Origin of the sequence: Gillisia hiemivivida, from assembly GCF_007997295.1 — a bacterium.
GTDB classification, from domain to species: Bacteria; Bacteroidota; Bacteroidia; order Flavobacteriales; family Flavobacteriaceae; genus Gillisia; species Gillisia hiemivivida.
In genome coordinates, this window is record NZ_VORY01000007.1 from 126,893 (window position 1) to 151,484 (window position 24,592).

General features: G+C 36.3%; 18 protein-coding genes and 4 pseudogenes. 5 read left to right on the forward strand and 17 right to left on the reverse strand.

Annotated elements, in window-relative coordinates; genetic code table 11:
• The first annotated feature begins 114 nt into the window (after positions 1 to 114).
• From tnpA to ES724_RS08495, 3 genes and pseudogenes are all read left to right on the forward strand, one after another.
• Positions 115 to 552 (forward strand): annotated as a pseudogene (gene tnpA / locus ES724_RS08485) (IS200/IS605 family transposase).
• A 468-nt stretch (positions 553 to 1,020) separates the two neighbouring features.
• Positions 1,021 to 1,917: an alpha/beta fold hydrolase gene (locus ES724_RS08490; protein WP_146932074.1), complete on the forward strand. Its 897-nt coding sequence runs from the start codon at positions 1,021 to 1,023 to the stop codon at positions 1,915 to 1,917.
• Between the two features lie 142 nt (positions 1,918 to 2,059).
• Positions 2,060 to 3,451, forward strand: a complete 1,392-nt coding sequence (locus ES724_RS08495; protein ID WP_146932076.1) for a DASH family cryptochrome — start codon at positions 2,060 to 2,062, stop codon at positions 3,449 to 3,451.
• Between the two features lie 725 nt (positions 3,452 to 4,176).
• Here the strand turns inward: ES724_RS08495 and ES724_RS08500 are convergent.
• The 9 genes and pseudogenes from ES724_RS08500 to ES724_RS08540 form a co-directional block, all read right to left on the reverse strand.
• A complete protein-coding gene (locus tag ES724_RS08500) occupies positions 4,177 to 6,021 on the reverse strand; it encodes a PLP-dependent transferase (RefSeq protein WP_146932078.1) in 1,845 nt (614 codons plus the stop codon).
• A 182-nt stretch (positions 6,022 to 6,203) separates the two neighbouring features.
• Complete coding sequence (locus ES724_RS08505) at positions 6,204 to 6,587, reverse strand: DUF3037 domain-containing protein (RefSeq protein WP_146932080.1); 384 nt, start codon at positions 6,585 to 6,587, stop codon at positions 6,204 to 6,206.
• Positions 6,577 to 7,356 (reverse strand): HipA family kinase, encoded by a 780-nt coding sequence (locus ES724_RS08510; protein ID WP_146932082.1) that lies wholly within the window; start codon positions 7,354 to 7,356, stop codon positions 6,577 to 6,579. The genes ES724_RS08505 and ES724_RS08510 overlap by 11 nt, the downstream gene beginning before the upstream one ends.
• Positions 7,357 to 7,848: 492 nt before the next feature.
• A complete protein-coding gene (locus ES724_RS08515) occupies positions 7,849 to 10,935 on the reverse strand; it encodes an efflux RND transporter permease subunit (RefSeq protein ID WP_146932084.1) in 3,087 nt (1,028 codons plus the stop codon).
• Positions 10,936 to 10,946: 11 nt separating this feature from the next.
• Positions 10,947 to 12,449 (reverse strand): efflux RND transporter periplasmic adaptor subunit, encoded by a 1,503-nt coding sequence (locus ES724_RS08520; protein WP_146932086.1) that lies wholly within the window; start codon positions 12,447 to 12,449, stop codon positions 10,947 to 10,949.
• Between the two features lie 20 nt (positions 12,450 to 12,469).
• Positions 12,470 to 12,664: a hypothetical protein gene (locus ES724_RS08525; protein ID WP_146932088.1), complete on the reverse strand. Its 195-nt coding sequence runs from the start codon at positions 12,662 to 12,664 to the stop codon at positions 12,470 to 12,472.
• A 59-nt stretch (positions 12,665 to 12,723) separates the two neighbouring features.
• On the reverse strand, positions 12,724 to 13,908 hold the full coding sequence (locus ES724_RS08530; protein WP_146932090.1) for a TolC family protein: 1,185 nt from the start codon (positions 13,906 to 13,908) through the stop codon (positions 12,724 to 12,726).
• Between the two features lie 72 nt (positions 13,909 to 13,980).
• Positions 13,981 to 14,418 (reverse strand): hypothetical protein, encoded by a 438-nt coding sequence (locus tag ES724_RS08535; protein ID WP_146932092.1) that lies wholly within the window; start codon positions 14,416 to 14,418, stop codon positions 13,981 to 13,983.
• A gap of 343 nt (positions 14,419 to 14,761) precedes the next feature.
• Positions 14,762 to 15,331, reverse strand: a pseudogene (locus tag ES724_RS08540) (arsenic resistance protein); the annotation flags it as partial.
• On the opposite strand from ES724_RS08540, the gene ES724_RS17010 reads away from it, so the two are divergent.
• Together ES724_RS17010 and ES724_RS17015 are read left to right on the forward strand one after the other, a co-directional pair.
• Complete coding sequence (locus ES724_RS17010; RefSeq protein WP_394345071.1) at positions 15,322 to 15,423, forward strand: DUF6616 family protein; 102 nt, start codon at positions 15,322 to 15,324, stop codon at positions 15,421 to 15,423. The pseudogene ES724_RS08540 and the gene ES724_RS17010 overlap by 10 nt on opposite strands.
• A 107-nt stretch (positions 15,424 to 15,530) precedes the next feature.
• A pseudogene (locus ES724_RS17015) lies at positions 15,531 to 15,788 on the forward strand (SDR family oxidoreductase); the annotation flags it as partial.
• Between the two features lie 82 nt (positions 15,789 to 15,870).
• Here the strand turns inward: ES724_RS17015 and ES724_RS16740 are convergent.
• The 8 genes and pseudogenes from ES724_RS16740 to ES724_RS08590 form a co-directional block, all read right to left on the reverse strand.
• Positions 15,871 to 16,380: pseudogene (locus ES724_RS16740) on the reverse strand (chromate transporter); the annotation flags it as partial.
• A gap of 168 nt (positions 16,381 to 16,548) precedes the next feature.
• On the reverse strand, positions 16,549 to 17,559 hold the full coding sequence (locus tag ES724_RS08560) for a fatty acid desaturase (RefSeq protein WP_146932098.1): 1,011 nt from the start codon (positions 17,557 to 17,559) through the stop codon (positions 16,549 to 16,551).
• 484 nt (positions 17,560 to 18,043) lie between these two features.
• Complete coding sequence (locus ES724_RS08565) at positions 18,044 to 18,562, reverse strand: DUF2141 domain-containing protein (RefSeq protein WP_146932100.1); 519 nt, start codon at positions 18,560 to 18,562, stop codon at positions 18,044 to 18,046.
• 393 nt (positions 18,563 to 18,955) lie between these two features.
• A complete protein-coding gene (chrA, locus tag ES724_RS08570; RefSeq protein WP_146932102.1) occupies positions 18,956 to 20,077 on the reverse strand; it encodes a chromate efflux transporter in 1,122 nt (373 codons plus the stop codon).
• Positions 20,078 to 20,475: 398 nt separating this feature from the next.
• Complete coding sequence (locus ES724_RS08575; RefSeq protein WP_146932104.1) at positions 20,476 to 21,027, reverse strand: type 1 periplasmic binding fold superfamily protein; 552 nt, start codon at positions 21,025 to 21,027, stop codon at positions 20,476 to 20,478.
• Positions 21,028 to 21,046: 19 nt separating this feature from the next.
• The gene (locus tag ES724_RS08580) at positions 21,047 to 23,446 is read right to left on the reverse strand and encodes a TonB-dependent receptor (RefSeq protein WP_211362754.1); all 2,400 of its coding nucleotides are present in this window, start codon (positions 23,444 to 23,446) and stop codon (positions 21,047 to 21,049) included.
• A 42-nt stretch (positions 23,447 to 23,488) separates the two neighbouring features.
• Positions 23,489 to 23,818, reverse strand: coding sequence for a hypothetical protein (locus ES724_RS08585; protein ID WP_146932108.1), 330 nt, complete (start codon positions 23,816 to 23,818; stop codon positions 23,489 to 23,491).
• Positions 23,819 to 24,181: 363 nt separating this feature from the next.
• On the reverse strand, positions 24,182 to 24,472 hold the full coding sequence (locus ES724_RS08590; protein ID WP_146932110.1) for a glycosyl-4,4'-diaponeurosporenoate acyltransferase CrtO family protein: 291 nt from the start codon (positions 24,470 to 24,472) through the stop codon (positions 24,182 to 24,184).
• Between the last annotated feature and the right edge of the window lie 120 nt (positions 24,473 to 24,592).

The following is a 24,592-nucleotide window of genomic DNA, read 5'->3' on the forward strand; positions in this document are numbered from 1 at the left end:
CAATAGGATTTAGTTTAAACAAGCTCTGAAAGAATTTATTGGTCTCAAAAATAGTTAAAACTATGCACTTTAGTGCATTTCGCTTTAGCTTCTAAAAAGACCTACCTTCGTGTTATGACAGACCAAAGAAGTAATGGACATACAGTTTCAAGGTTATCTGCTCACATAGTTTGGAGTACGAAGTATCGTTATTCTATTCTAATAGGGGATATACAAATTCGTTGCCGAACCCTTCTGATACAGATATGTGAAGCTGAAGATGTCATAATTTTTAAAGGAGTTATATCCAAAGACCACGTTCATATGCATATTGAATATCGTCCATCGATGAGTATAAGCTATCTGGTAAAGAAACTTAAGGGCAGGAGTTCTCGAAAACTTCAACAGGAGTTCCCTTCACTAAAATCAAAATATTGGGGTCGTCATTTTTGGGCAATAGGTTATGGCTGCTAGAGTACAGGAAATATAACCGATGAAATGGTGAATGAATATTTGGAACATCATAGAAAGTCAGGTGATGGTGAAAACACAGACTTTATATTGGAGAAATGACCATTGGGTGACTTCAAGTCACCAGCCCGAAACTATGGACTTCTAGTCCATAGTGGTTCATTTGATTGGAATAGGTGAATAAATTGTATATCCGTTTAGCGTCCAGTGACCAAATTATCCTATCTGAAATGGTCGCTTCACCCAGTCCCGTACCATCCGGATTTTCAGGGTCTTATACCACATATTTGAGATGCTGAAACAAGTTCAGCATGACGGTAACAACCTGTAATTAATTAATAAAAATTATTTACTGGAACAAAAGCGGACATACAGTAAATAAAAAAAGGAAAATTGAAAACCAGAAAATTTTAAGTTGCTTAAATAAATTAATTATGGTTTCAAAACAAGAGGTGAATTGGAATGTCTTAAATCACAAACTCATCATAAATTCAGTACTAATAGCTCATCTTCAGCTGGAATTTTTACGGATCGCGCTTATTTTTATTAATTTAGAACAAACCTTTTACTATGAGCGATAAAAATTCTATTGTAGTCATTATGGAGAAGCATGAAGCTTCCGGGAAATATTTTAATGTTAACGGCATAAAATGTTTTGCTCTTGACCAGGGAAGCGGTGAAGCCGTTCTTTGTTTGCACGGTGTTCCCACTTCCTCATTTTTATACCGAAAAATTGTACCGGCACTGGCTGAAAAAGGTTACCGGGGCGTGGCCATTGATTTTCCCGGATTAGGATTTTCTGACAGACCAGAAAATTTTGATTATTCTTTTTCTTCTTTTGCTAAGTTTGGTGCCGAAGCGGCTAAAAATCTAGGTTTGGATAAATACCACTTACTAATACATGATGTTGGCGGTCCTGTTGGTTTTGCCCTAGCTGCAGAAAATCTAGATAAAGTCTTGTCCATTACTATTCTTAATACCTGGATAGATGGGGTGAATTTTATAAAGCCGTGGTCGATGCGACCTTTTGAGAATTCTGTTTTGGGCGAGATAGAACTGGCGACCCTAATACACCCTACCTGGCAAATAATGTTCAACAAAATGGGGGTAAATGACAGTTCGGGAATTCCGAAAAATGAAATTAATGCTCATCTTGATATTTTAAAACGAGACGATGGTGGGGATGCTTTTTTAAAACTGATGAGAAATTTCGACGATTCAGAAGAATTTAGAAGTTTGTGTTATAAGGCAGTGCAAGAGGTGCCTTATCCAGTTCAGGCAGTCTGGGGAGCAGACGATCCATTCTTAACCCTCGATCATCACGCACAGGAAATCAAAAAAGTGGCAGGACTAGCAAAAATTCACGAATTAAGTTCACGTCACTTTCTGCAGGAAGAGAAACCTATGGAAATAGTAGAAAAGCTTGAAGAGATCATTCAGCTTTCTAAACAAATGCTTCCCAGATAAAGTCATATTTTAGACGCTTTTCGTTTCAATTACTACCGAATATAACGGCCTTATTTAATTTATATATTAATACATCACGCATAATGAGGTATATTTCTAGCTAGATGCCATATACTATTTAAGATCACGAATTATTATCTGCATGAAAAAAGGTCTAGTTTGGTTTAAGAATGATTTGCGACTACATGATAATGAGGCACTCTGCCAGGCCATCGCCAATTGCGATGAGTTAATTTTTTGCTATTGTGTAGAAAAAAGTTTATTCAAGGATCTGAAATTGGGCTTTAAGAAGTCTGGAATAAATAGATTCAAATTTCTTGAAGAATCGGTAAACAATCTAAAATTTAAACTTGAAGGATTAGACGGTCATCTTCTTATCAGTGAGATTACAGCTTCAGAATTTATTCCAGAGATTGTAAATAGGTATGATATTACCGAAATTTTTGGTGAATGTGAATATGGTTATGAAGAATTACAATTAGTTAATTCCGTTCAGAAAAAATTACCCAAAGTTCAATTTAATTTTTACTGGGGTAAAACATTGTATCATATCGATGATATTCCGTTTAAAATTTCTGAAATCCCATTAACCAGTAAAGCTTATAGAATACCAGCATCCAAAGAATCCAGTCCTAGAATTCCTTTTCAGGCTCCGTCGATTTTGAAATCGATTCCCAATATTTCTAGCACTGATTTTCCTAGCTATGCTGATTTCGGATTTTCGAAGGCTGAATATGATAATGCTTCGGTGTTTGTAAAAGGCGGAGAAGATAATGGTCTGGAACGATTACAATATTACACTTTCAATTCTGAATTACTTACCGGTTACAGATGGACCAGAAATAAATCTTTGGGCTTGGATTACAGCTCAAAATTTTCTCCATATCTGGCTCTGGGCTGTTTATCTCCAAGAGAAATTTATAGTGCTGTTATAAAGTATGAAGAGCAAATCAAGAAAAATCAAAGCACCTGGTGGATAGTTTTTGAACTTGTTTGGAGAGATTATTTCACATTTAAAGGTATGCGATTTGGAGACATGATATTTAAAACTGAAGGCTTTAAGAAAAAGAAAGTTGAGTTTGAAAATAATATTAAACTCTTTAAAAGATGGTGTGAAGGTCAAACTGGAATTCCGTTTATTGATGCACATATGAGACAGCTCAATGAAACTGGTTATATGAGCAATAGAGGGCGGGTGAACTGTGCGAGTTATTTTGTGCATGACTTAAATATCGATTGGACCTGGGGGGCAGCATATTTTGAAAGCAGACTTATAGATTATGATGTAAGTGCAAACTGGTTAAACTGGCACGTACAAGCATATGAAATTTACTATACCAATCCTGTGCACCAATCTAATAAGTATAAAGCTCAGGAATATATTAGATTATGGATTCCAGAGTTAAAGGACAAAAATGATGTAGAAGTTCTAATTCCTTGGGAATTTGAAATTGAATCCTATTCAAAGCCGATTGAAATATATAAGAAATGGACAAGAGCAATTAATCTAATTAAGAAATTAGAGATTGAATAAATCATTGTTTTAACAAAATCCATCAGTTCAAAATTATAAGCCGATACTTAAGAATTTCATTCTAAACATCTTTTCATTGTCTAAAAACAAAATACTCATTAAAATTGATTCCGTCACTCTGTCCCGAACCACTATGAGATTCAGATTTTAAATTGCAAAATATAGCGCTATCGGAAAAGCATCACGGGAATCATTTAATATTATTAGGTGAACAATCAAACTGGTATAAAAGCAGACATCAGATTACATTTTCCTTTTTAAAATAACTTTAATTTAATATTAATTTCTTAAAATAGTTAGCACAACTGTAGCCAGAATTATTATGAAAGAATAGAAATTAAATGATTTTAGATTAAACTTATCTATTCCCCAAAAAATGAGAGTAAGTATTGGTAAAATAAATAGCGATATTATCATAGGTAGCCATAAAATTTCGAATGCTGCACCCAATACTGCAAAATGATACACATCGATGAATTGAACCAGACACCAGAAAGCAGAGGTCAGGAAACTCAATATAAAAACGAGTTTGGAGGTGATTGATTTATCTATACTCAATTCGCTTTTTTATTATTCTCTTCAATTTTTGATGAAAATCAAGAACTTCGGGGCAAGCCCACGAGGCATCTCCCGATGCTTCGGGAGGAAAATACTTATAAAAATTCGAGGCAGGCCCGCCTGAATGTTTCGGGCAGGCCTCGGGGAATTAAACCCTCAATGAGGGATTAAATTTGCTCCACAAATTTCGAAAAGACTTTTTTATGATGATCAAGATCCAAATTAGGAGATACTGATACACGGGCAATATAATCTTTGTCACCTTCTTTAGTCGTCCCTTGAGTAGATGTTGCAGGTATCGTCCAATAACATCCTTTTAACTGCCCATAGCTCACACAGTACTTACTTTCATTCGGGATTTCTGTAATCATTAGATTGATTAATTTAAGATTCAACTCCCTTTTATAAGCTTCTCTTTCTTCATCATTAGTCCCTTTAGTGGGAAGATCTAATGAAAATACAGATGGGGTAAAGCCTTCTTGTGCTAATTCTTCTGAAACAAAATTGATTTTCGCAGTTGGTAGAGTTTCCTTGATAAAGTTTACAAATTCACGTGTATTCTTATAAGCATCATTAATCCTTTGATTCATTGATGGTAGTTGGTTTGCTAATATTTCAACCTGAAGATTTGTAGCTTCGTTATCGCAAAGCCTCAAATGCTTGTCTATTTTTTCCATCAAAGCTTCCCCTTTTTTATTTGCTACACAGTAGCCGGCAGTACATTTTCCTCCACTCGGAAATTTCGATCCACTTACATATGAAATCGTTCTGATCGCTGAGAGGATTCCATCTTTACTTAAAAATTGTATGTTAGGACAAAATGTTTGATCTAAAATAAAAACAGGATCGATAGCAACTTCACCAGATTCAGTTTTACGAGTTTTACTTAAAACATCTCTCAGTTTTTCTAGATCTGGAACTTCAACTCTGGGGTTTGTTGGAATTTCAGCAATTATATACGGGACAGCATCTTCGTTGGCAATTTTATCTAAAACCCTATCGATACTTTGCACCATATCGTTATCACCATCCACTGGTAAGTCCACTACTTCAACATTATTAGTACAAGCAGCAACTCGCCTTGCCTGGTCATTTGTGCCGCCATAACAATTTGGAGGAACAATAAATTTGATAGCCTTTCCTTTATGATTTTCTAAAGCATCGTGAATGAGACCCATCATTATCGCGTATTGAACAGATAGGCCACAAGAACCAAGAAGCGCTTTTGAATTTGTAGCGGTGATCTCCTTAATTGAATCTACCACACTTGTTTTGTTTGTCTCTACATTACTTTTCTTATAAGCAGAAGAAGACTTCCCTATTAACAGCTGCAAGGCAGAAAAACAATCGGCTGGTGTCATCGCAATAGTCTCTCTTCTTCGAACATGCTGAATGTCTGAAATGTAACTCTCATTTTCTTCAGCATTTACTACTAAAACGCTTCCAAGATAAGAGTGTAGACTGATAAAAAAGTCAACATTTGTCGGGAGGTGAATAGTACCTATTTCATCTTGTTGCGAAATGAAGATCGTACTGCCGCTAAACTTAGAAATGGCTGATGCTTTCTCAACTTTCTTTAGCTCAAATTTATAACCATAAACACGCCGTACTACTTCAGCATCAAAAAAGTCAGGTAATTCACCTGTATATATAATTTGTGTGTTTTTATTATCTAATGAATTTTTTCTTAGAATAGCTAAAATAGGTATCGTCTTAGATGAAAAACTAATTACATTATTTGGTTTTATATTATTTAAGTTAGCAATTCCCCATTCTAATATACAAGATAAGGGATGACCTAATCTAATATAGTCGTAAGCTGTGGGTAATATATTTAGTGCAGAGGTAGTAGAATTATTGCTTTTATATAAGGTTTCAAACTGTTCCAGAAACTGAGTTTTCGCCAATTTTTCATCATAAATATCCAGTCGATGCGTTGTTAGATTCAACCAGTTAGTTGGCATATTTTCTAGTACATCTTTAATATAATTTAGCATTTTATTGTCTTCCATAATTTCAACTTTTGATATGCCGATAATATACACAAATCAGATTTTTTTAAAGTGTTATAAGTCGCTTTTTAATTTGGAACTAACGCGATATTATATTAAACTTAACGTTTAAAAAGATACTAGCTTTTAGGTATACTACCGATCCGTACCGACGTTTCGGGATTATATTTTGTTTTAACTTATCAAAGCACCTGTTTTTCAAAGATGTCTTCTAATGTTTTTTGCGGATCATCGCTTAAACCAGGATGAGTTTTAGAGCTTTGAATAATGGTGCTTCTGCAGGCTGTTAACCATCTAAAACGATCTGACAATTCCATAGCACCTATTTTTCCTCCAGCAGCTGCGCCATCGCAAACTAATTCCCAGGCCTTTAAATAATCTTCAAAGAAATCTAATTCTAAATCTGGTGAGAATGCTTTTAATTTATCTGGATTGATATGGTATTTGATACCGATAAACTTTTTCCGTTTGCAAAATAAAATAACCCCGACGTTAAAGAATTCTTCTCGTTCTACTCTGGGAACAATTCTTATTATCGCATATTCAAATGTATATTTATCTTGCATCTATAGCTTCTTTAATTAGTAGATCAATCTTAGAAAGACGTGTGTTTAGAAATTGAATATATGCTTCCCTCATCTCGCTGCTAGTCATAGTGTCAGATTCGCTTAGCAGCCAGTCTTCCGGTATGTTGGAGATAATTTCTATAATTCTATCTTGATTGATGGACTGCAGGATCTCTTTTGAAGCTTCTTCTAACTGAGTTGCTTTTTGTAAAAGTACATGGTCTTTTATAAGAGGAAAAGTTCTGGTAAGATGATTTTCCCAAGTTTTCCAATCATGATGGAAATAAAAACTTGCACCATTGTCAATAACCCAAAGTTCCTTATTCCAGTGTAGTAAATTGGTGTTTTTAGCAGTTCTGTCTATGTTGCTAATGATACTATCCAATAAGGCCACTTTTGAAGCGGTTAAAGCATCTACTTCACTCACTAATGGATCAAATGTAATGGAACCTGATAAAAAATGTAGACCAAGATTTAATCCAACACTAAATTTAAGTAAGTCTTGAATCTCTTCATCTGGTTCTGTCTTACTAAATGAATCATCCAGATTCATAAATACCAACTCAGGAACTTTTAAGCCTATAGATCGCGCCAATTCACCACCTATAAACTCGGCGATGAGTGCTTTTTTACCCTGCCCAGCACCTCTAAATTTAATTACATATAGGAAACCATCATCTGCCTTAACAATTGCTGGTAGTGAACCGCCTTCTCGTAAAGGTTGTACATATTGCACCACATTTACCGTGCGAATATCAATTTTATTCATAGATCTAAATTACTAAATATATAGAAGGTGCGCCTAGGTTTTTACTATGGATCTACTGTGAATCTATTTTAATTTTCATGCGAAGTTTTGTAAGTCGATTGGCGAAGAATCAATAGCTTGAATCTGTGACTTTAGACTAATAGTATCTGAAATTAAGGAAGAATAGGTTTGTTTATTATCTCAGTTCCTTGTTACTCACTTACTTTTTTGTTTCAGCCTTACAAAAGGAATGCGCGTTTACTCCCAAGTTTTGGGGTTTGCTTTTGTGTTGGCTTCAGCGAAATATGAAACATTAACGAACAGCAAAACAATTTATTAACCTGTGATTAATTATAAGTGCGTATGGGTTTTAGCGTGAGCTTTTTTTATAGATGATAATTGTAATAAAGACAATTTATATCGGACTCGATAATTTTTTATTATCAGTAACTTTAAGAAAAAAGGCTGTGCACTTTTAACACAGCCCTTTCTTAACTAATAAGTTTTTTCTTCTTAAGATTGTCGTTTACCAATTACTAACTGATATACACAAGGAATCACTACCAAATTTAGTATGGTTGCAGATAACAATCCTCCCAAAATAACCACAGCCATCGGGCTTTGAATTTCACTTCCCGGTTCACCGCCTTTTAAAGCTAGTGGTATTAGTGCTAAACCTGTAGTAAAGGCAGTCATGAGTATTGGATTTAGACGATCTAGAGCTCCTGCTTTTATTAACTGAAACCCGTATATCCCTTCTTTTCTTAAATCTTCATATCGCGACACCAATAATATTCCATTACGAGTAGCAATTCCAAATAGGCTAATAAAACCTATAGTCGCAGCAATACTGATAATTCCCGATGTAAAATAAACTATGAGAATCCCACCAATTAGAGCTAACGGTAAATTTATAAGTACCACGAAAGCTAATTTAACATCTTTAAATTCATAATACAGTAATAAAAAAATAATTGCTATGGCAATGATTGCAGTTACTAAAAGCAATTGCGATGCTTTAGATTCGCTTTTAAACTGTCCGCCATATTCCACTCGGTATCCTTCTGGCATTGTCACATTATTTGCAACAACCTCTTTTATTTCATTTACAGCACCTCGTAAATCCCTTCCTTGAACATTTGCAGCAACTACAATTTTACGTTGCACATCTTCACGAGTAATGGTATTCGGGCTGCTTACAGACTGCACAGTTGCTAGTTCTGCTAAAGTGGTATGACCGTCATTGGGTAGACTGATTAATGTATTACCAATTGTTTCAATATCATCTCTAAATGGTTTGTCATAACGTACCACTAAATCAAAATACTTTTGACCTTCATATATCTCACCCGCTTCTTCACCTGCAAAAGCAATATCCACTTGTTCCATTAAATCACCAACTGTCATTGCGTAAGCCGATAAAATCTGCCGCTTTGGTTTAATACGTATTTGTGGTACTTCAATTTGTTGATCTACAGCAACGTCTGCCAAGCCATCAATATCTTTGATATTTTGTTCGATATTTTTACCTACTTCAAATAAGCTCTGTAAATCTGAACCAAAAATTTTAATCGCAATATTGGCACGTGTCCCTGATAGCATATGGTCTATGCGATGTGCAATAGGTTGGCCTAGTGTAATATTTACTCCTGGGGCTATGCTTAGTTTCGTGCGGACTTCTTCAAAAAATTCTTCTTTGGTTTTGTTCTTCAGAATAAAAGGCACATCAATCTCGGCAGCATTAACTCCTTGGGCATGTTCATCAAGTTCTGCACGTCCTGTTCTTCGGGTTACCACTTCTACTTCAGGTAACTCCAATAGAATCTGTTCTATCAAATTTCCTGTTTTATTGCTTTCTTCCAAAGACATTCCCGGTGGCCCAACGACACTAATCACTAAAGATCCTTCATTGAATTCTGGTAAAAAGCTTCTTCCCAATTGTGTAACCACTAAAAGGCTGATAAGAAATGCGATCACCGTTACCCCAATTATGGTCTTTGGAATTTTGGTGACCTTTTCTAATACATAGGAATAGTTCTTTTGTAGCCATCGCTCCACTTTTGTACCATCTGCCTGTTTAAGAAGTAGCTTTTCATTATTTAGTAAGTAAGAACATAATATTGGAGTTACTGTTACAGCCACGATTAACGAGGTTAGAACAGAGGTAACAAATGCAATACCTAAAGGCTGTAATAAACGTCCTTCCATTCCGCTTAAAAAGAACAGCGGAATAAATGATACAATGATAATTAATGTAGCAATCATGATGGAACTTCGTATTTCTACTGAAGCATCACGAACAACAGTTAGAGTTGATTCTCGTTCCTCTTTTGGTTTTCTTATGTTTTCACGCAAACGTTTATACACGTTTTCAACATCAATTATCGCATCGTCTACCAACGCTCCTATGGCAATCGCCATTCCACCTAAACTCATGGTATTAATGGTGTACCCTAACCATTTTAAAATGATAATAGAAACCAATAATGAAATAGGAATCGCAACTAACGAAATAATGGTTGTTCTCCAATTCATTAAAAAGATAAAAAGGATGATCATCACAAAAAAGGCACCTTCTAATAAGGTCTGATTCAAGTTGCTGATGGAGGAATCAATAAAATCTGACTGTCTAAAAATTTGACTTTTAATTTCGACGCCTTTAGGCAATGTGTTTTGTAAGTCGGCAATTGCAACATCTAAACGATCTGTCAATTCCAAAGTATTAACATCGGGTTGTTTGGATATAGTTAAAATCACCGCAGGATTTGCATTTAATGAACCATCACCAATCTTATCGGCAGCTCCAATTTGCACCGTAGCCACATCCTTGATTTTTATTGTTTGCCCATTTACTTGCTTTAATACTGCTTCTTGTAGATCCTCCAAGGCATAGGCACGACCGCTACCCTTAATGATATATTGATTGCCATATTGATTAATTATACCACCAGGAGCATTGGTATTAGATTGCTTTACCTTTTCAACAAGCTCTGAAAGACTTACATCGTAATGCTTCATCTTTTCAGGATTGGCAAATACTTGATATTGTTTGTAATCGCCACCAATAACCACCACATTGGCAATACCACCAATAGCTTTTATACGTGGTCTGATTGTCCAATCAGACAATGTTCTTAACTGCATTGGTGACAGGCTATCTGAGGTTACTCCTAAGAGCATTATTTCGCCCATAATGGATGAAATAGGTGCCATAGTTGGTGCGCCAATACCTTCTGGCAAGTTTTCACGAACCATTGGGATACGTTCACTTACAATTTGACGTGCCCGATAAATATCGGTTCCCCATTCAAATTCTACCCAAACAATGGAAATTCCTGCTGCCGATGAAGAACGAATTCGTCTCACATTTGGCGAACCGTTCAAGGCTGTTTCCAGTTGATAGGTTACTAATTTTTCCACTTCTTCAGATTCCATTCCGTGTGCTTCGGTAAGAATGGTTACCGTTGGTGCTGTGAGGTCTGGGAATACATCAACATTCATAGTATTGGCATAATAAATACCCAATACGCTTAATGCCAAGGCCCCCAATAGAATAAGTAATCTATTTTGAAGTGAAATTGATAATATTTTATTTAACATTCTCTTCGTTTTTAATGATCGTGACCGTGTGCAGGGGTTGAACCAGACATCGAAGCCATTTTAACTTGATATGCGCCTTTAGTTACAACCACTTCACCAACTTCCAAGCCTTCTAATACTTCTATATTCTCGCCATTGCGCTTTCCGATTTTTATAGGACGCCTTTCAAAATTTTCTCCTGAAAGTTGTACCATTACTGAATAGCTGCCATAATCTTCTAATAAAGCATTTGCCGGAATCATAGTATTTTGTGTAGCATTGCCCATTGCAATTTGTACCTGCGTTAAGCTGCCTTCTGGCATTTCAACATCGTTGTTTACTTGTACAAATACTGAAATAAGCGGTCTGTTATTATCTACTTCTTTTGCAATAGAAAGAATAGAATCTCCAGAAGCTGCCACATTACTCCATGTCCCATCTTTGTTTTGATACCAAATTCCTTGGGCATTCTCCATTGTAAGCCCATAAGAAGGTGCTATTTGGGTTTTTAACACTCTGGATTGATGCGTTCCTACCGTAATTAGTGCCACGCCTTGGTCTACATAATCACCATTAGCTACATTAATTGCTGTGATATAGCCATCAAAAGGTGCACGAATTTGTTTACCACCACCAGATACTCCTGACGAGAGACTTTGGTAATTGGATTTTGCAATCTCAAAATTGCTTTCTACTTTTTCAAATTCAGCTTTAGGAACAATTTTCGATTCATACAATTGCTTTTTTCGTTCATATTCTGATTTTGCCTGTTCAAAATTGGAACGTGCCTTGGCAATTTCTGTGCTCAAATTATTGGAAGCTAAACCTTGACTGCTTACATTAATTAGTAACTGTCCGCGTTTCACTTTTGTTCCTTCTGTGAGATTGTTAACTGCAATGTCTACCACGCCATTGGATTTTGCTGCCAAGGATTTAACAGAACCAGGTGCAGGCATCCATACGCCAGAAGTATTAATAACATCATAAACTTTACCTGAAACAACAGGAGCTGTTTGAAAATTGATTTTCCAAGCCTGTTCTTTTAAAAAGGAAATACCGCCATCGTCTTCGGCAGTACCCAGTGTTTTTATGGCTTCAACTGCATTAGCATAAACGGTAACATCACTAATTGTAATTTTATCTGAATATTCAGGTGTTTTTAATTCAAAAACAAGTTGGTATGTTCCTGCTGCTTTAGGCTGAATTGTTGGCGAAAATATGCCTGGTGATGAAGGTTCATCTACGGTATTTCGCAATCCTTGGTCGCCTTTAATCAAACTAACTGTAACAGAACCTTCACGCACAGGTTGGTGCTTATCCAATACCGTAAAGTGGGCTGCAAATCTGCTAGAATTACCAACAATTAATACAGGAAATTCTACAAATAATTCGGTTTTATCTGTCCAAATTGTATGGTTCAACCGTGGAATATCTTCACCAGCGTGACTACCATCGGGATTATGTGCGTGTGCATCTTCGGTCTTATTATTACAAGAGATGGCCAAAAAGGCGAGCACTATAATTATATATTTCATCTGTTTTTTTTATTAAAATTTTAGTGATCATGGTGTTCTGCATCATCACCGTGTTTATGAGTTTCGGTTTTGGCTTTCAAAGTATCTTTTCCTACTTGAAATTCTTCTTGCTCAACATTCTCGTCTTGAAGATGACCACCACCTGCATCATGTTCATGACCGTGTTCTTCTGTAGTTTCTTTCTTTGTATCTCTACAGGAGGTTAGGCTAACCATTGAAACTATAGCTATTGCGAATATTATTTTTGAAATTTTCATACTGTTATGTTTTAAATTTATAATTGATGTTTTAGTAATCGTGCTTGAAGCAATTGCAGTTCTTTTTCCATTTGCAACATTTTATCTGATACATTTCGATAAAACTGAAGCTCTACATAGTAGTCCATAAACGAAAATTCGCCCAACCTATACGCTTTAAAGAGTAATTTTTCACTGTCTAAATTGCTCATCGTGATTTGATATTCTTTATATTTTGAGCTCATCAATTTGTAGCGACTAAATGTTTCTTGAAATTGGGAGTAAAGCGATGTTGTGATTATTTGGGTATTAGATTGCTGATACTCATAGTTAGCTTGTGCAGCCTTTACCTTGTTCTTGCTACTCCATAATGGAATAGAAAGGCCACCGTAAAAACCCGAGTAATTATTTCCAATAACCCCTTGATAGTTATAGCCTAGAGCTAAATCTGGTAATACTTTGTTTTTCTCCAACTTTACTTTCTGCAAGGAAGCTTTTTCGTTAGCATTTAATTCTTGTAACGAAGGGTCGAGGGTTAATTTTTCTTCCCAAAGGATCTCTAGACTTGCTATTTCTGTTGAAATTATAGTTTCTTTTGAAAGCCCATCTAGAGGTTTTTCACCATTTAAGGTTTTAAGTTTATACTTCAGAATTTCAATATCACCTTCAATTTGATCAACAACAAACTGTTCTTGAATCCAAGCAATTTTGGCTTTATTCAAATCTAAAATACCTACTTGCTCCTTATTAAAAAGTTCTTGAATTTGCTCGAAAACCTGTTTGCTTAGGGTTCTTCTATCGGTTTCAATGACTTTTTGTTTTTGTAAGAAAGCAAGTTCTATTAGAAACTCCTTTGCATTTAATAAAACTTCTTGCCTCTTTTTTGCATATGCAGATTGTATTTGAATCGATTTTAAATCGTTCCATTTATCACGTGCAGCATATACAGTTGGAAACTCAAATGATTGTGATATTTGATATTCTGTGTACTCATCTGTAATATTATCACCAAATGGCAAATAATATCCAGATAATTGAGGGTCAGGCAAATTGTTATTGCTTTTATTTTCGAGTTGCTGACTTTTAATAAAAGATTGATAGCCTTTTAACTCTATATTATTCTGTTCTATTTCATTAAGTAATTCCTCTGTATTTCTAATTTGTGAGAAACCATTAATAAAGAACAGGCATCCGCAAAGTGCGAATACGATGTGTTTATTCATTGTTTGAAATTTTAGGTTTAATCTGAATTTATAGATTGAAATACTTAACCCTAGGGAAGTTTTCCTAAACGATTAACCTAAAGATGGCGGGCCTCTTAAGTGGAGGGAAGAGCGATATTTGTTGAAATAGTTATTGGGTGGATGATATAACGCAATCTTTTCGGCTTTATCATCATAGTTTAAAGAAATATTATAAGAATCAATAAAGGTTGGGATATTTACTGCCCTTTTGACTTTAATTTGATTTATACTATTTTCTTGTGTCAATAGTACTTCATTAGAAGCTATTGAATGCACATGTATATCCAAAAATAAATCTAAAAATTCCTTTTTAGTACTGTCTTTTTTATCGGTATCGTGATGATGGCTGTGACTTTCACTGTGTGCAACAGCTTTATGCGAATGCTCCACTTCGTTCTGATGATGCCAATGAGGCACAACTTGATGCAAAAGCAATAGACTAAATATGCCTAAAAAGAAAAGAGCCTTTATGTGATTGTTTTTTTGCATCAGAAAACGAAATTAATGAAAGTAAAGAGTAAAATGAAACTTTTCATCAATTTTCAGCTGAAATGCTTTCATAATTAAACATATACCTGCCTTTTGGAAACTATTTGAGATTGAGTAGTTTATTGTTCGGTATTATGCTTTTATGCCCAAATCTAGGAAACATCTCTTTTATTTTTTCTGTGATCAGGTTTCTTATGGGTAACCCAAGCTGGGTGGATTGGAGACACTTTTTTTATGCTTTGTTGTTAATTACTCGTTGTCTAAGACATCGGTTTTTAATCAATTGCCCGCCATATGTTTATAACAGATGTTATTCGTCAGTACTTTTTCCATTTTCCCGATTTTAAGCGGTCGCTTTTCCGTAATATTTTTTCCGTAACCAAAATGAAACTCGAACCAATAAAATCAATGCAGGTACTTCAACCAACGGACCAATTACTCCTGCAAATGCTTGTCCTGAATTTAGTCCGAAAACAGCAATTGCAACAGCAATTGCAACTGCAATTGCTAATTCAAAATTATTTCCTGCTGCTGTTAATGCAACTGCTGCTGTTTTGTCGTATTCTGCTCCCATTGCTTTGGTTATGAAAAACTCAATGATGAACATTAAGCTAAAATAGATAAGTAGAGGAACTGCAATAATTAGAACATCCATCGGGATTTCCACGATCAATTCTCCTTTTAAAGAAAACATTACAATTATCGTAAATAATAGTGCAACTAAGGTTTTTGGTGAAATTGTCGGAATGAATTTTTTAGTGTACCATTCTTTACCTTTGAGTTTTACTAAAATCAGTCGACTTAAAATCCCCATTAAAAAAGGAATTCCCAAATAGATTGCAATGCTTTCTGCAATAGTTCCGATTGAAATATCTACAATAGAACCTTCAAAACCAAAATAGGGTGGAAGAAGCCGGCTGGCACACGTATTTTGAACAGGCCAACGCTCGGGGTGAACTTATTCCGCCACCGGCTGCACTGGAAGATATGATCCGCCTAAAATGAATTTGATCAGGTGCCTCATCGGGTATAGGTCGTGAATTGGCAATTCAGTTTGCCCGCAAGGGTGCTCACGTAGCCGTTTCGGTAAGAGAAAAGAGCGCCTGGAAGAGTTGGTAAAAGAAATTGAAGAGCAGGATCAGAATGCCCTGGCTGTAACATGTGATGTTACAAAAGAGCAAGAAGTTGAGCAGGCGGTAAAGAAGATTATTGCTTATTTTAATAGACTGGCCATCGCCATAGCCAATGCGGGGTTCGGGGTAGGTGGGAAAATAGAGTCCAATAGCTCAGTTGACTGGCGGAGACAACTGGACGTAAACGTAGTTGGTCTTACAAGTACTATAAAGCACAGTTTGCCTTATTTAAGAAAATCGGGCGGAAGGATGGTCCTAATGGGAAGTGTGACCGCTATGATCTCTTCACCGCAGGGAGCCCCTTTATGCCGCTTCGAACCAGTAAACCGTATCCAAAAAGAGCAATTATTTCGTTTGAACCGAACAAACAAGCAACTAAAGTTAAGACACCTGAAATTGCGAGTTCTATGTTTTTTACTGCTTTTTTTCCAAGTCGGAAAGCCGCGATTATAATTATTGCAATAACTGCTGGTTTAATTCCGTAAATAAAAGGTTCAACTTTTGGTAACTGTTCATATTGTTGGTAAGGCCAAGCAAAAATAGATGTGATCACTACTGCGGGTAAAATAAAACAGATACCTGCAATAAAAAGTCCCTACCAACCTCCACGCTCGTATCCACAATGCATTGTCATTTCGGTTGAATTCGGACCGGGTATCAAATTGGTTGCACCAACAAGGTCGAGAAAGTGTTCTTGAGTCATCCACTTTCTTTTTTTAACAATTTCGTCTTCCATCATTGCGATATGGGCTACTGGACCTCCAAAAGCAATGCTTCCTAATTTAAAAAACAACTTCGAAATTTCTTTTAGTTCATTTTTTTTGGACACTCTAAGTTCAGTTCAAATGTTTGATTTTAGCACAATTTTAACCTTTAGTCTTTATTGCAGACGAGTCAAGCTTGAGTGCGGCGAGACGCTCTATCCATATATAAAGCAGATTTTTTTCTAAAACATCTAGTGGTATGGCCACGAAAAAATCACCTTAATAGCAATGGGTTATTTTACATATTTTTCTAAGAACTGCTTTTTGGAGTCTCTGTAAGAAGAGACCGCTCCTATTTTTGAAAGGCAATAGATATAAATCCACGCAGTGTCAATTTGATAGGGGAGAAATCCAGCTCTTGCACTACCTGGGTAGAGGTGATGGTTATTATGCCACTCTCCTGAAAACAAGCCCGGCCTAGTCTGGTTGATGGACAAGTTTCTCCTGTCGAAATCTATACCATCTTTATGGGCTACTTTCCCCTTTCCGTGCCCCGTATAATTAAAAGCACGAACTAGAATATACCAAAACATGGCCCCACTAAAGGTGGTGCACACCAAAGCACTGCCGCCTATGGCATAAAAAACAGAAATCCAAAAAGCCCAATTAATTGCCCATAAACCAAAAGTATATAGCGGTGTGGCGAGCGTCCCCCATTTTTGGTAATTTTTATAGCTATGTATTTGCACACCCGTATTTGATAAAAAATGTTTCAGCTTTCCATATTCTTTTTGATCCAAATTCCTTGCAATGCTTTGATGATTAAAATCGGCAAGCATGCAATACCAAAAACCAGCTTTGGCATTATAAGGGTCTCCTGGTAGGTCGGATTTTGAATGGTGCACATGGTGGGAAATCACATATACCTCTTCTGCGAAGGTTCTAATGACTAGGTTTTGGGTAATGAACCTCCAGATAGGATGACTGAATGTATAAGACTTATGGGTGCTATACCGATGGTACCAAATGGTGCCATGAGTACTCATGACAATCATTGCATAAAATAAGAAAATAAATAAAGTAAGGAAGCTCAGGTATTGGGTTATAAAAAAATAAAAGAAAGGCAACATGCAAGCAAGCATTAATATTCCAGAAGCAGGGAGCCAATTTTTTCGACTTTGGAATATATTTGTCTTTTTTAAGGCTTCACTAAAAAGCACCTTGTTTGTGGGGGCCACTAATGCCCCAGTTTCATCTTGCCAGCCATAGGATGGTTCATGAAGTATTTTGTCTATAAATGCCATAGTCTGTTTTCAATCTTCTAAAGAACAATTGCTTTCAAAAAAAGTGTATGCTTAGGGGGCAAGATATACTTTATACCTCCCTGATTCACCAAATGGTTTAGTTCGCGGCAAGATACTCTTTTCATAGGATACGTTATTGCCAATAGTATTTTTTTAAGATAATCACAAAGCGAAAATTTATTATTTAATCCCTCATTGAGGGTTTAATTCCCCTGTTCCAATAACTATCGGGATGCCTCGAATTTTCAAAAGGATTTTCCTCCCGGATCATAGGGACACACCTAGTGGTCTTCCCCCGAGGTTCTTGATTATACAGATTTTTGTCAGTACAGTGCTTTCTTTAGGTTTCTTTTTGTGGTTTTAGGAGTAGATTCCAAAAGATAAATTTCAGCTGCTCATTCTGGCAGATTCGAACATGATTTGGAATTTTTATCTTCCTGCTGTTAAATCAACCCCAACCGCAGGATTAGGTAATTTTAAATTTTCAGTAGCTAAGATCTATAGACATTTGCAGAACTCCGCCATCATATAAAAATTCAGCGTCAGAAAAAGAAGGAGCACTCAATGTGACCTCAGCACCACTGGAAAAACCATAACCCTCCTTCGGAACACCGAAAAAATTTTTGTCAAGTTCACCGTTGTAGTTTTCATCATGGATCACTGCAATGGCATATTTTCCTGGTAGAACATCTGAAAACTCAAAACTCGCATCTGTTCCGCTTATTTGTGTTATCATGACCTTAGATGCATATTTCAGGAATTTGCCGGGGAAACCTTCCTCCGATTCAAAAATCGCACAGGCGATAACCCCAGTATTGTTACTTATATTTTGAATTTTCACATTAACGGATGGGCATTCTGTTTGAGCAAATCCATTTGACGGCAGGCATACTAAGCTTAGAGCCAGCCAAAAAAGAAGTTGTGAAAATTTTCGGGAAATCCGGGGACTTTCAGAATGACTGGTATTTTGAGAAAAAAACTTAAAAAGTAGATTATTTAACATTTTACTATTTTTTTTTAGATACACTAATTTAATAATAATGTTGTTAAAATACAATTTGGTAAGAAGAAATAACGACTGTTTTTATATCAATTTTTAATTCCTCATTGAGGGTTTAATTCCCCGAGGCCTGCCCGAAACATTCAGGCGGGCTTGCCTCGAATTTTTAAAAGTATTTTCCTCGTGGGCTTGCCACGAGGTTCTTGATTGTTTCAGGTTCTTCTATATTTATGCAATCCGGTTAAGTTTCAGAGGAGGGAGTTGAGACGCGCCTCGATAGCTAAAGGGATTATCGGCTTTCTTGTTTGTTACTTGATCACTAAAACATTCCTTTTCAGTGGAATACTCACTATTTGCGATAACCGATGTATTACACTGGCTTTTTTGCTAGTTTTATCAAAAAAACGTCAATAAATATCCAATTATTGCACCGCCCAAAACGATAAATGCGCTATTCAATTTTTTTAAAACAAAGACGACAATTAAGCTTGCAACAGCAATTCCTGTTGTACGCCAATCTGTTATTGTGTCCTTTGCCATTTCTACAGAAACGGCAATTATCAATGCAACTGCTGCGACATTTACTGCATCTAAAATAACTCCTATAATCTTTGACTTCCTCATTTTGGGTATCAAAGGATTTAATATCAAAACAAAAAGAAATGAGGGAAGGAAAATCCCAACAGTTGCAGCGATTGCTCCAGTAATTCCGTTCATTTGCCAACCAATAAATGTTGCTGTTGATAATACTGGCCCTGGCGTAATTTGTCCAATAGCCACTGCGTCAATCAATGCCTGTCTTGTCAGCCATCCGTTTGCAACTAATTCAGTGTCCAGAAAAGCAAACAAGACATAGCCACTACCATAAAGTATTGCCCCAACTTTCAAAAAAGTCAGAAATATTTTGAATGTTCCGATTTTCACAGGATCAATTGCCTGAAAAAGAAAAAATGGAATTAAACTTTTTAAATTACCTGTATTTTTTTTGAACAAATACATTACTAAACCAAGTAAACCGCAACCGAAAAGAGCGATTATTTCGTTTAATCCTAACAAACAAGCAACTAAAGTTATACTACCTAAAATTGCAAGTTCTATGTTTTTTACAGCTTTTTTTCCAAGTCGGAAAGCCGCGATTATAATTATTGAAATTACTGCTGGTTTAATTCCGTAAATAAAAGGTTCAACTTTTGGCAATTGTCCATATTCTTGGTAAAGCCAAGCAAAAATAGATGTGATTACTACTGCCGGAAAAATGAAACAAAACCCTGCAACAAAAAGACCTTTCCAACCTGCACGCTCGTATCCACAATGCATTGTCATTTCGGTTGAATTCGGACCAGGAATTAAGTTGGTTGCACCAACAAGGTCAAGAAAGTGTTCTTGTGTCATCCACTTTCTTTTTTTAACAACTTCGTCCTCCATCATTGCGATGTGAGCTGCTGGACCACCAAAAGCAATACTTCCGAGCTTAAAGAATAATTTTGCTATTTCTAAGAGTTCTTTCTTAATTGACATAATGACAAGGTTAGAATATTGACACGCTTTAATAGCGAAAACAAGGTTGAAAATCATTGTCGTCCGACAAAAGATATAAGATCGCTGCGCTGCTAGATTCAAGACGTAAGACTTCATTTCAACTAATTGAAAATCAATATCTCAAACTGTATAAATTTTCAAAAAGGAAAAAATAATTCTGTGTTCCAATAGCAAGCTCCTAAACATTGAAAACAGTCTTAATCCACGTTACTTATAGCCTCACCGAAATCCTGAATTTTTTTACCAGACAATACTAGTTGAAAATATAAATATTTTAAATTTGTGATGTTATATTATCAATAAATAAAATGCCTTCTACAAAAATGTATGTAGAAGGCATTTCCTTTGGTACAAAGAAAAGTGTGACTAATTCAAATCTATTGTACCGTTACGTTAAAGGTTGCAGCAATATCTGTTTCTCCTCCAGCATCGCCAAGACCTGTATTTGGTTTTGTAGGTTCGTGACGCAGTGTAAACGTTAATGTTCCTGAACTCGCTGCACCAGCTGTAAGCGTGAATTGTGTTCCCAAGTTATTACCGTCTCTATCTAAATTGGTATACATTGTTGTCACATCCAGCCCACTACCAATAGTGTAGAAAAACTGGTGTTCCTCTGATTCTTCTTCTACTTCTTCAGTAATGTTTTCCGGTGGGTTCACGGTTTCGTTGAGCAGTACAATGCTACCATTGTATGTAACTCCAGTTGCCAAGTTTCCGGAAGTAACAACGGGTGCGTTAGGGCCATCGCCATCCAAATCACGGGTCTGCAAGGTAATGGGCGTTCCACCACCATTGGGTATAAGGGTTACTGTTAAAGTGGTAATTACCTCTTCTTCGTTTACTGGTTCTGGCGTATCATCATCACTTGAGCATGATACAAATAATACTGTAGCAAAAATTGCTGTTGCTAAAAATTTTACTTTTTTCATTTGTTTTTGTTTTAAAAAATTAATAATTGAGTTTGAGATTTAATAAAAAGTTTCTGCCCAAATCGTCTGCATAATAGCGCAGTCGGTTTAGGTAATTGCGGTAGGAAGTGTTTAATAAATTGGTGATTTCAAAACCCACTGTGAGTGTTGATTTTTGAGTGACTTGAAAATCAATGCTTGAATTTAAATTGAGCAAATGATAAGCATCGGGCGGTGTGCTTAGATCAACGGTTTCCATAGTTTCGGTCTCTGGAATAAACACTTCAAAATTGTTATCGGGATATTCGTTCTGACGGAATACATACTCGCTCTGCAATGCCAAACGTAGATTTTTGAACTCTGGATTTTGATAGACAATTTCATTTTTGGTATTTATGGGTGGCATATTTATTAAGGGTTCTTCACGAGAACGGTCGTAGCCTTTTACCAATGAGAACTGGTGATTGAAACGGAAATTTTTAGAAAAAGCATAAGATGCATCAAAATCCACTCCTAACAATTGTGCATCGGTCTGTCTATACTCCCATACTTGGAAATTTCCCCGTACCGTTTGCTGGATTTCTGTAGGTTCGATAACCATGAAATCTTTAATAGTGTTTATGAAAGGACTTACTGAAAAGCTGAAATTTTCATTTTCTCGCTGAAAAGTCAACGATATTTTATGTCCAATTTCTGAATTAAAGCGTAGATCGCCCAGTTCTATACGGGAAGCAGAATGATGCAAGCCTTCGCTAAAAAGTTCGGAAGGATTGGGCGCACGGGATGCTATTGAATAATTGAAAAATAGTTTATAATTCTCCCCAAAAGCGTATGTTGCGCCCAAAGTTGCTGAAGCGTTATAAAAATTCAGTTGTGGATTAGTCAAAATCTGATTGTTCAATTCTTCGACTACTATTTCAGGGAAGAGCTCGTCATAATTTCGAGATTTCCAAAAAGAGGTTCGATAGAATTTAAAAGTGTCCATATACGTATAATCAAATCGCCCGCCTGCTTCCACAAGGAAGTTATCATTCAACTGGTAATCTGCTATGGCATATACCGCTAAATCATACTTTTCATAATCTGGGATCAATCTGCGCACTCCTGTATTTGGGTTTGCAAAGTTGTTTTGATAGCTTGCCATTAGACCAGTCTTTAGGCTTATTGCATCGGTCAAGTTAGAATCCAAGTCGAGTATTAATGTGTGGGTGTCCAGTTGTAAGTCCAAAGATGCGTTATCCCTATCTGCACCGCGTCTAATATCAAATTCCAAGCGGTTGTTGCGTTGAAAGTCATATTGTAAACTCACTTTCCCGAAGCCATCAAACCTTTTGAAGCCTTTTATACGGGCTAAATGGTGTGCTATATCTTGTTTTGGGGTGTTGATTTGATATGTAAAATCATTGATGATTAGAGGCCTGCTGCTATTTATGGCTCGAATTTGGTCTTGCGCACCACCCAGATGGGATGCTCTTAAGATTCCGATTTCATTTTTAAAGAGGGAATAATAGGCCTCGATGCCGTAATTGAACCGATTGAGTCCAACGTGCAAAGAAGCATTACGTTCAAAAATCCCAGTATTGCTCAATACATAATCTGGTGCTTCAAAATCGCCAAAACGTTTCAATGTTCCTTGTACTGTTGCATACCATCCGCTTTGATAGCTTTTGGTTAATTGGGAAGTCAGCGAAGAACCGCGCCCATTTGATGCTGCCGTAAACAACGTCTTTCCGTAGAGACTATCTTTTACTGGAACTTTTGAAGCTTCTGCTACAATAACTCCCCCCACTGCATCGCCACTGTATTGCAAGGCACCTGCCCCTTTTATTAGGGTAAGGTTGCCAGCCGAATTGATATCAACGTTCGGGGCATGCTCTGCACCCCATTCTTGGTCTTCCATCCTAACACCGTTATTTATGATAACAACACGACTGCTGTGAAGGCCATTAATCAAAGGTTTTACAACGGTATTTCCAGTATTGAGGGAAGAAACACCGCTCAAACTGTTAAGGGCATCGCCGAGCGTACCGCTGCTAAAACGTTCCAGTTCTTCCTTTGAGATAGTGTTTTCAAGAATTGTTTTGGACTTGTTACTGTAGGCTTTTCCCTCAACAGTAATTTGGTTAAGTTCTTCCAAATGGTGCTCCAGTTTAAAAGTCATGGTTGTGTTACCTGATATTTTAACGGTAAACCCTTTAGACAAGCAATAGGGATGTGACACCTGTATGGAATAAGTGTCATTACAAAGATTTGAAATGGTAAAATGCCCATCGAGGTCTGTCTGCACAGCTTGTTTAGAACCTGCAACAATAAGCGTTGCACCTGCAAGTAAAGAGCCATCGTGAAGGTCTTTTACCGTGCCAGAAAGTGTGTTTTCACAAGTTTGTGATATAGATGGAATACTGCTTAATAGCAGTACGAATAATACATAAGTGCGCATACAAATTCTTAATTAACATAATAATAAATATATTTTTGTTTATTAAGAAAAAATGGGTGGTGCGCGAAGCTGGGTATTGGTTATTTTAAAGGAATGGAATTGTAAGGAAGCGAAGTCTGCTTCAATCTTTACAGGAATATCAGGTTGTAATAAAACAGGATATTGATATATATCGTAGTTGAAAGATGCCAAGTGAAAATGGCCTATCTCACACTTTACACTGGATTTATGAATATGAGTTGTCTGTTCCGTGCAAGCAATGTGGTCGTGCCCTTCAAAAACATGAAAAAACTGAATGGCAGTAGGCAACATTAAAGCTACAAAGAGCAATAATGCGGCCATATTTTTGCCAATCTGTTTTTTATAATCCATTGTTTTCCTATATATCGAAAACGTAAAAATAAAGAATCATTTTGTAATTAGGACAACAATTACGCAGGAATAAACCTATGTTGGATTCTTAATAGCTAAATGCAAATTCTATTTTGAGGATTTGAGCGTTAGCAAAAAAAACTCTTTTGTTTTTTTGTAAGTGACTTTTTTAGATGCAAAAATAGCATGGGGTAGATTGCGTTTTGGCGTTTTTTAGTTTGGATTTTTGTCTTGTGGGTAGCGGCGGTCTTGCTTAACGCGAGTATTGTGAAGTAGGAGCACGCCCCGATATCTAGCTATCGGTATTGTCCCTAGTTGTTTGTTACTTGATCTCTATAATATTACTTATTACCCAAATGCTAACTATTTGCGATTTACCAAATTTGGCTGCTGCCTTTTTCTTATAGACTGTATTCTCATGCGATGATGTCTTTGTAGAATAATTGGATACAAATTACCAATCAAATTTATCAAAAGAGAAAACACAGCTAATTTGATTGCACCGATTGCAATTAAATAAATGCTCACAAAAGAAATAATTATAAGTGGTATTAAATGCCCAAATTCAGATTTCATTGATTGCTCTACCAAGTTAGAAATTCCATTTTCCTTGCCATTAAAATATTTTTTCCTTTGATTCTTACTTTGGATCATGACTAATTGTTGTGTTTATGCAAAAATTGTGGTTAATCTGTAGAGGAAGAATTCTACATTTTTTACTCCTCTGAACTGTGCTCTAAAGGCTTTTATTTTTGCGTTGAATGATTCTGCTGA

Excerpts from the sequence above, each read along its gene's own strand:
- ES724_RS08490 (WP_146932074.1), top strand. The coding sequence starts at position 1,021 with ATGAGCGATAAAAATTCTATTGTAGTCATTATGGAGAAGCATGAAGCT.
- ES724_RS08495 (WP_146932076.1), top strand. The coding sequence starts at position 2,060 with ATGAAAAAAGGTCTAGTTTGGTTTAAGAATGATTTGCGACTACATGAT.
- ES724_RS08500 (WP_146932078.1), bottom strand. The coding sequence starts at position 6,021 with ATGGAAGACAATAAAATGCTAAATTATATTAAAGATGTACTAGAAAAT.
- ES724_RS08505 (WP_146932080.1), bottom strand. The coding sequence starts at position 6,587 with ATGCAAGATAAATATACATTTGAATATGCGATAATAAGAATTGTTCCC.
- ES724_RS08510 (WP_146932082.1), bottom strand. The coding sequence starts at position 7,356 with ATGAATAAAATTGATATTCGCACGGTAAATGTGGTGCAATATGTACAA.
- ES724_RS08515 (WP_146932084.1), bottom strand. The coding sequence starts at position 10,935 with ATGTTAAATAAAATATTATCAATTTCACTTCAAAATAGATTACTTATT.
- ES724_RS08520 (WP_146932086.1), bottom strand. The coding sequence starts at position 12,449 with ATGAAATATATAATTATAGTGCTCGCCTTTTTGGCCATCTCTTGTAAT.
- ES724_RS08525 (WP_146932088.1), bottom strand. The coding sequence starts at position 12,664 with ATGGTTAGCCTAACCTCCTGTAGAGATACAAAGAAAGAAACTACAGAA.
- ES724_RS08530 (WP_146932090.1), bottom strand. The coding sequence starts at position 13,908 with ATGAATAAACACATCGTATTCGCACTTTGCGGATGCCTGTTCTTTATT.
- ES724_RS08535 (WP_146932092.1), bottom strand. The coding sequence starts at position 14,418 with ATGCAAAAAAACAATCACATAAAGGCTCTTTTCTTTTTAGGCATATTT.
- ES724_RS08560 (WP_146932098.1), bottom strand. The coding sequence starts at position 17,559 with ATGGCATTTATAGACAAAATACTTCATGAACCATCCTATGGCTGGCAA.
- ES724_RS08565 (WP_146932100.1), bottom strand. The coding sequence starts at position 18,562 with ATGTTAAATAATCTACTTTTTAAGTTTTTTTCTCAAAATACCAGTCAT.
- chrA (WP_146932102.1), bottom strand. The coding sequence starts at position 20,077 with ATGTCAATTAAGAAAGAACTCTTAGAAATAGCAAAATTATTCTTTAAG.
- ES724_RS08575 (WP_146932104.1), bottom strand. The coding sequence starts at position 21,027 with ATGAAAAAAGTAAAATTTTTAGCAACAGCAATTTTTGCTACAGTATTA.
- ES724_RS08580 (WP_211362754.1), bottom strand. The coding sequence starts at position 23,446 with ATGCGCACTTATGTATTATTCGTACTGCTATTAAGCAGTATTCCATCT.
- ES724_RS08585 (WP_146932108.1), bottom strand. The coding sequence starts at position 23,818 with ATGGATTATAAAAAACAGATTGGCAAAAATATGGCCGCATTATTGCTC.
- ES724_RS08590 (WP_146932110.1), bottom strand. The coding sequence starts at position 24,472 with ATGATCCAAAGTAAGAATCAAAGGAAAAAATATTTTAATGGCAAGGAA.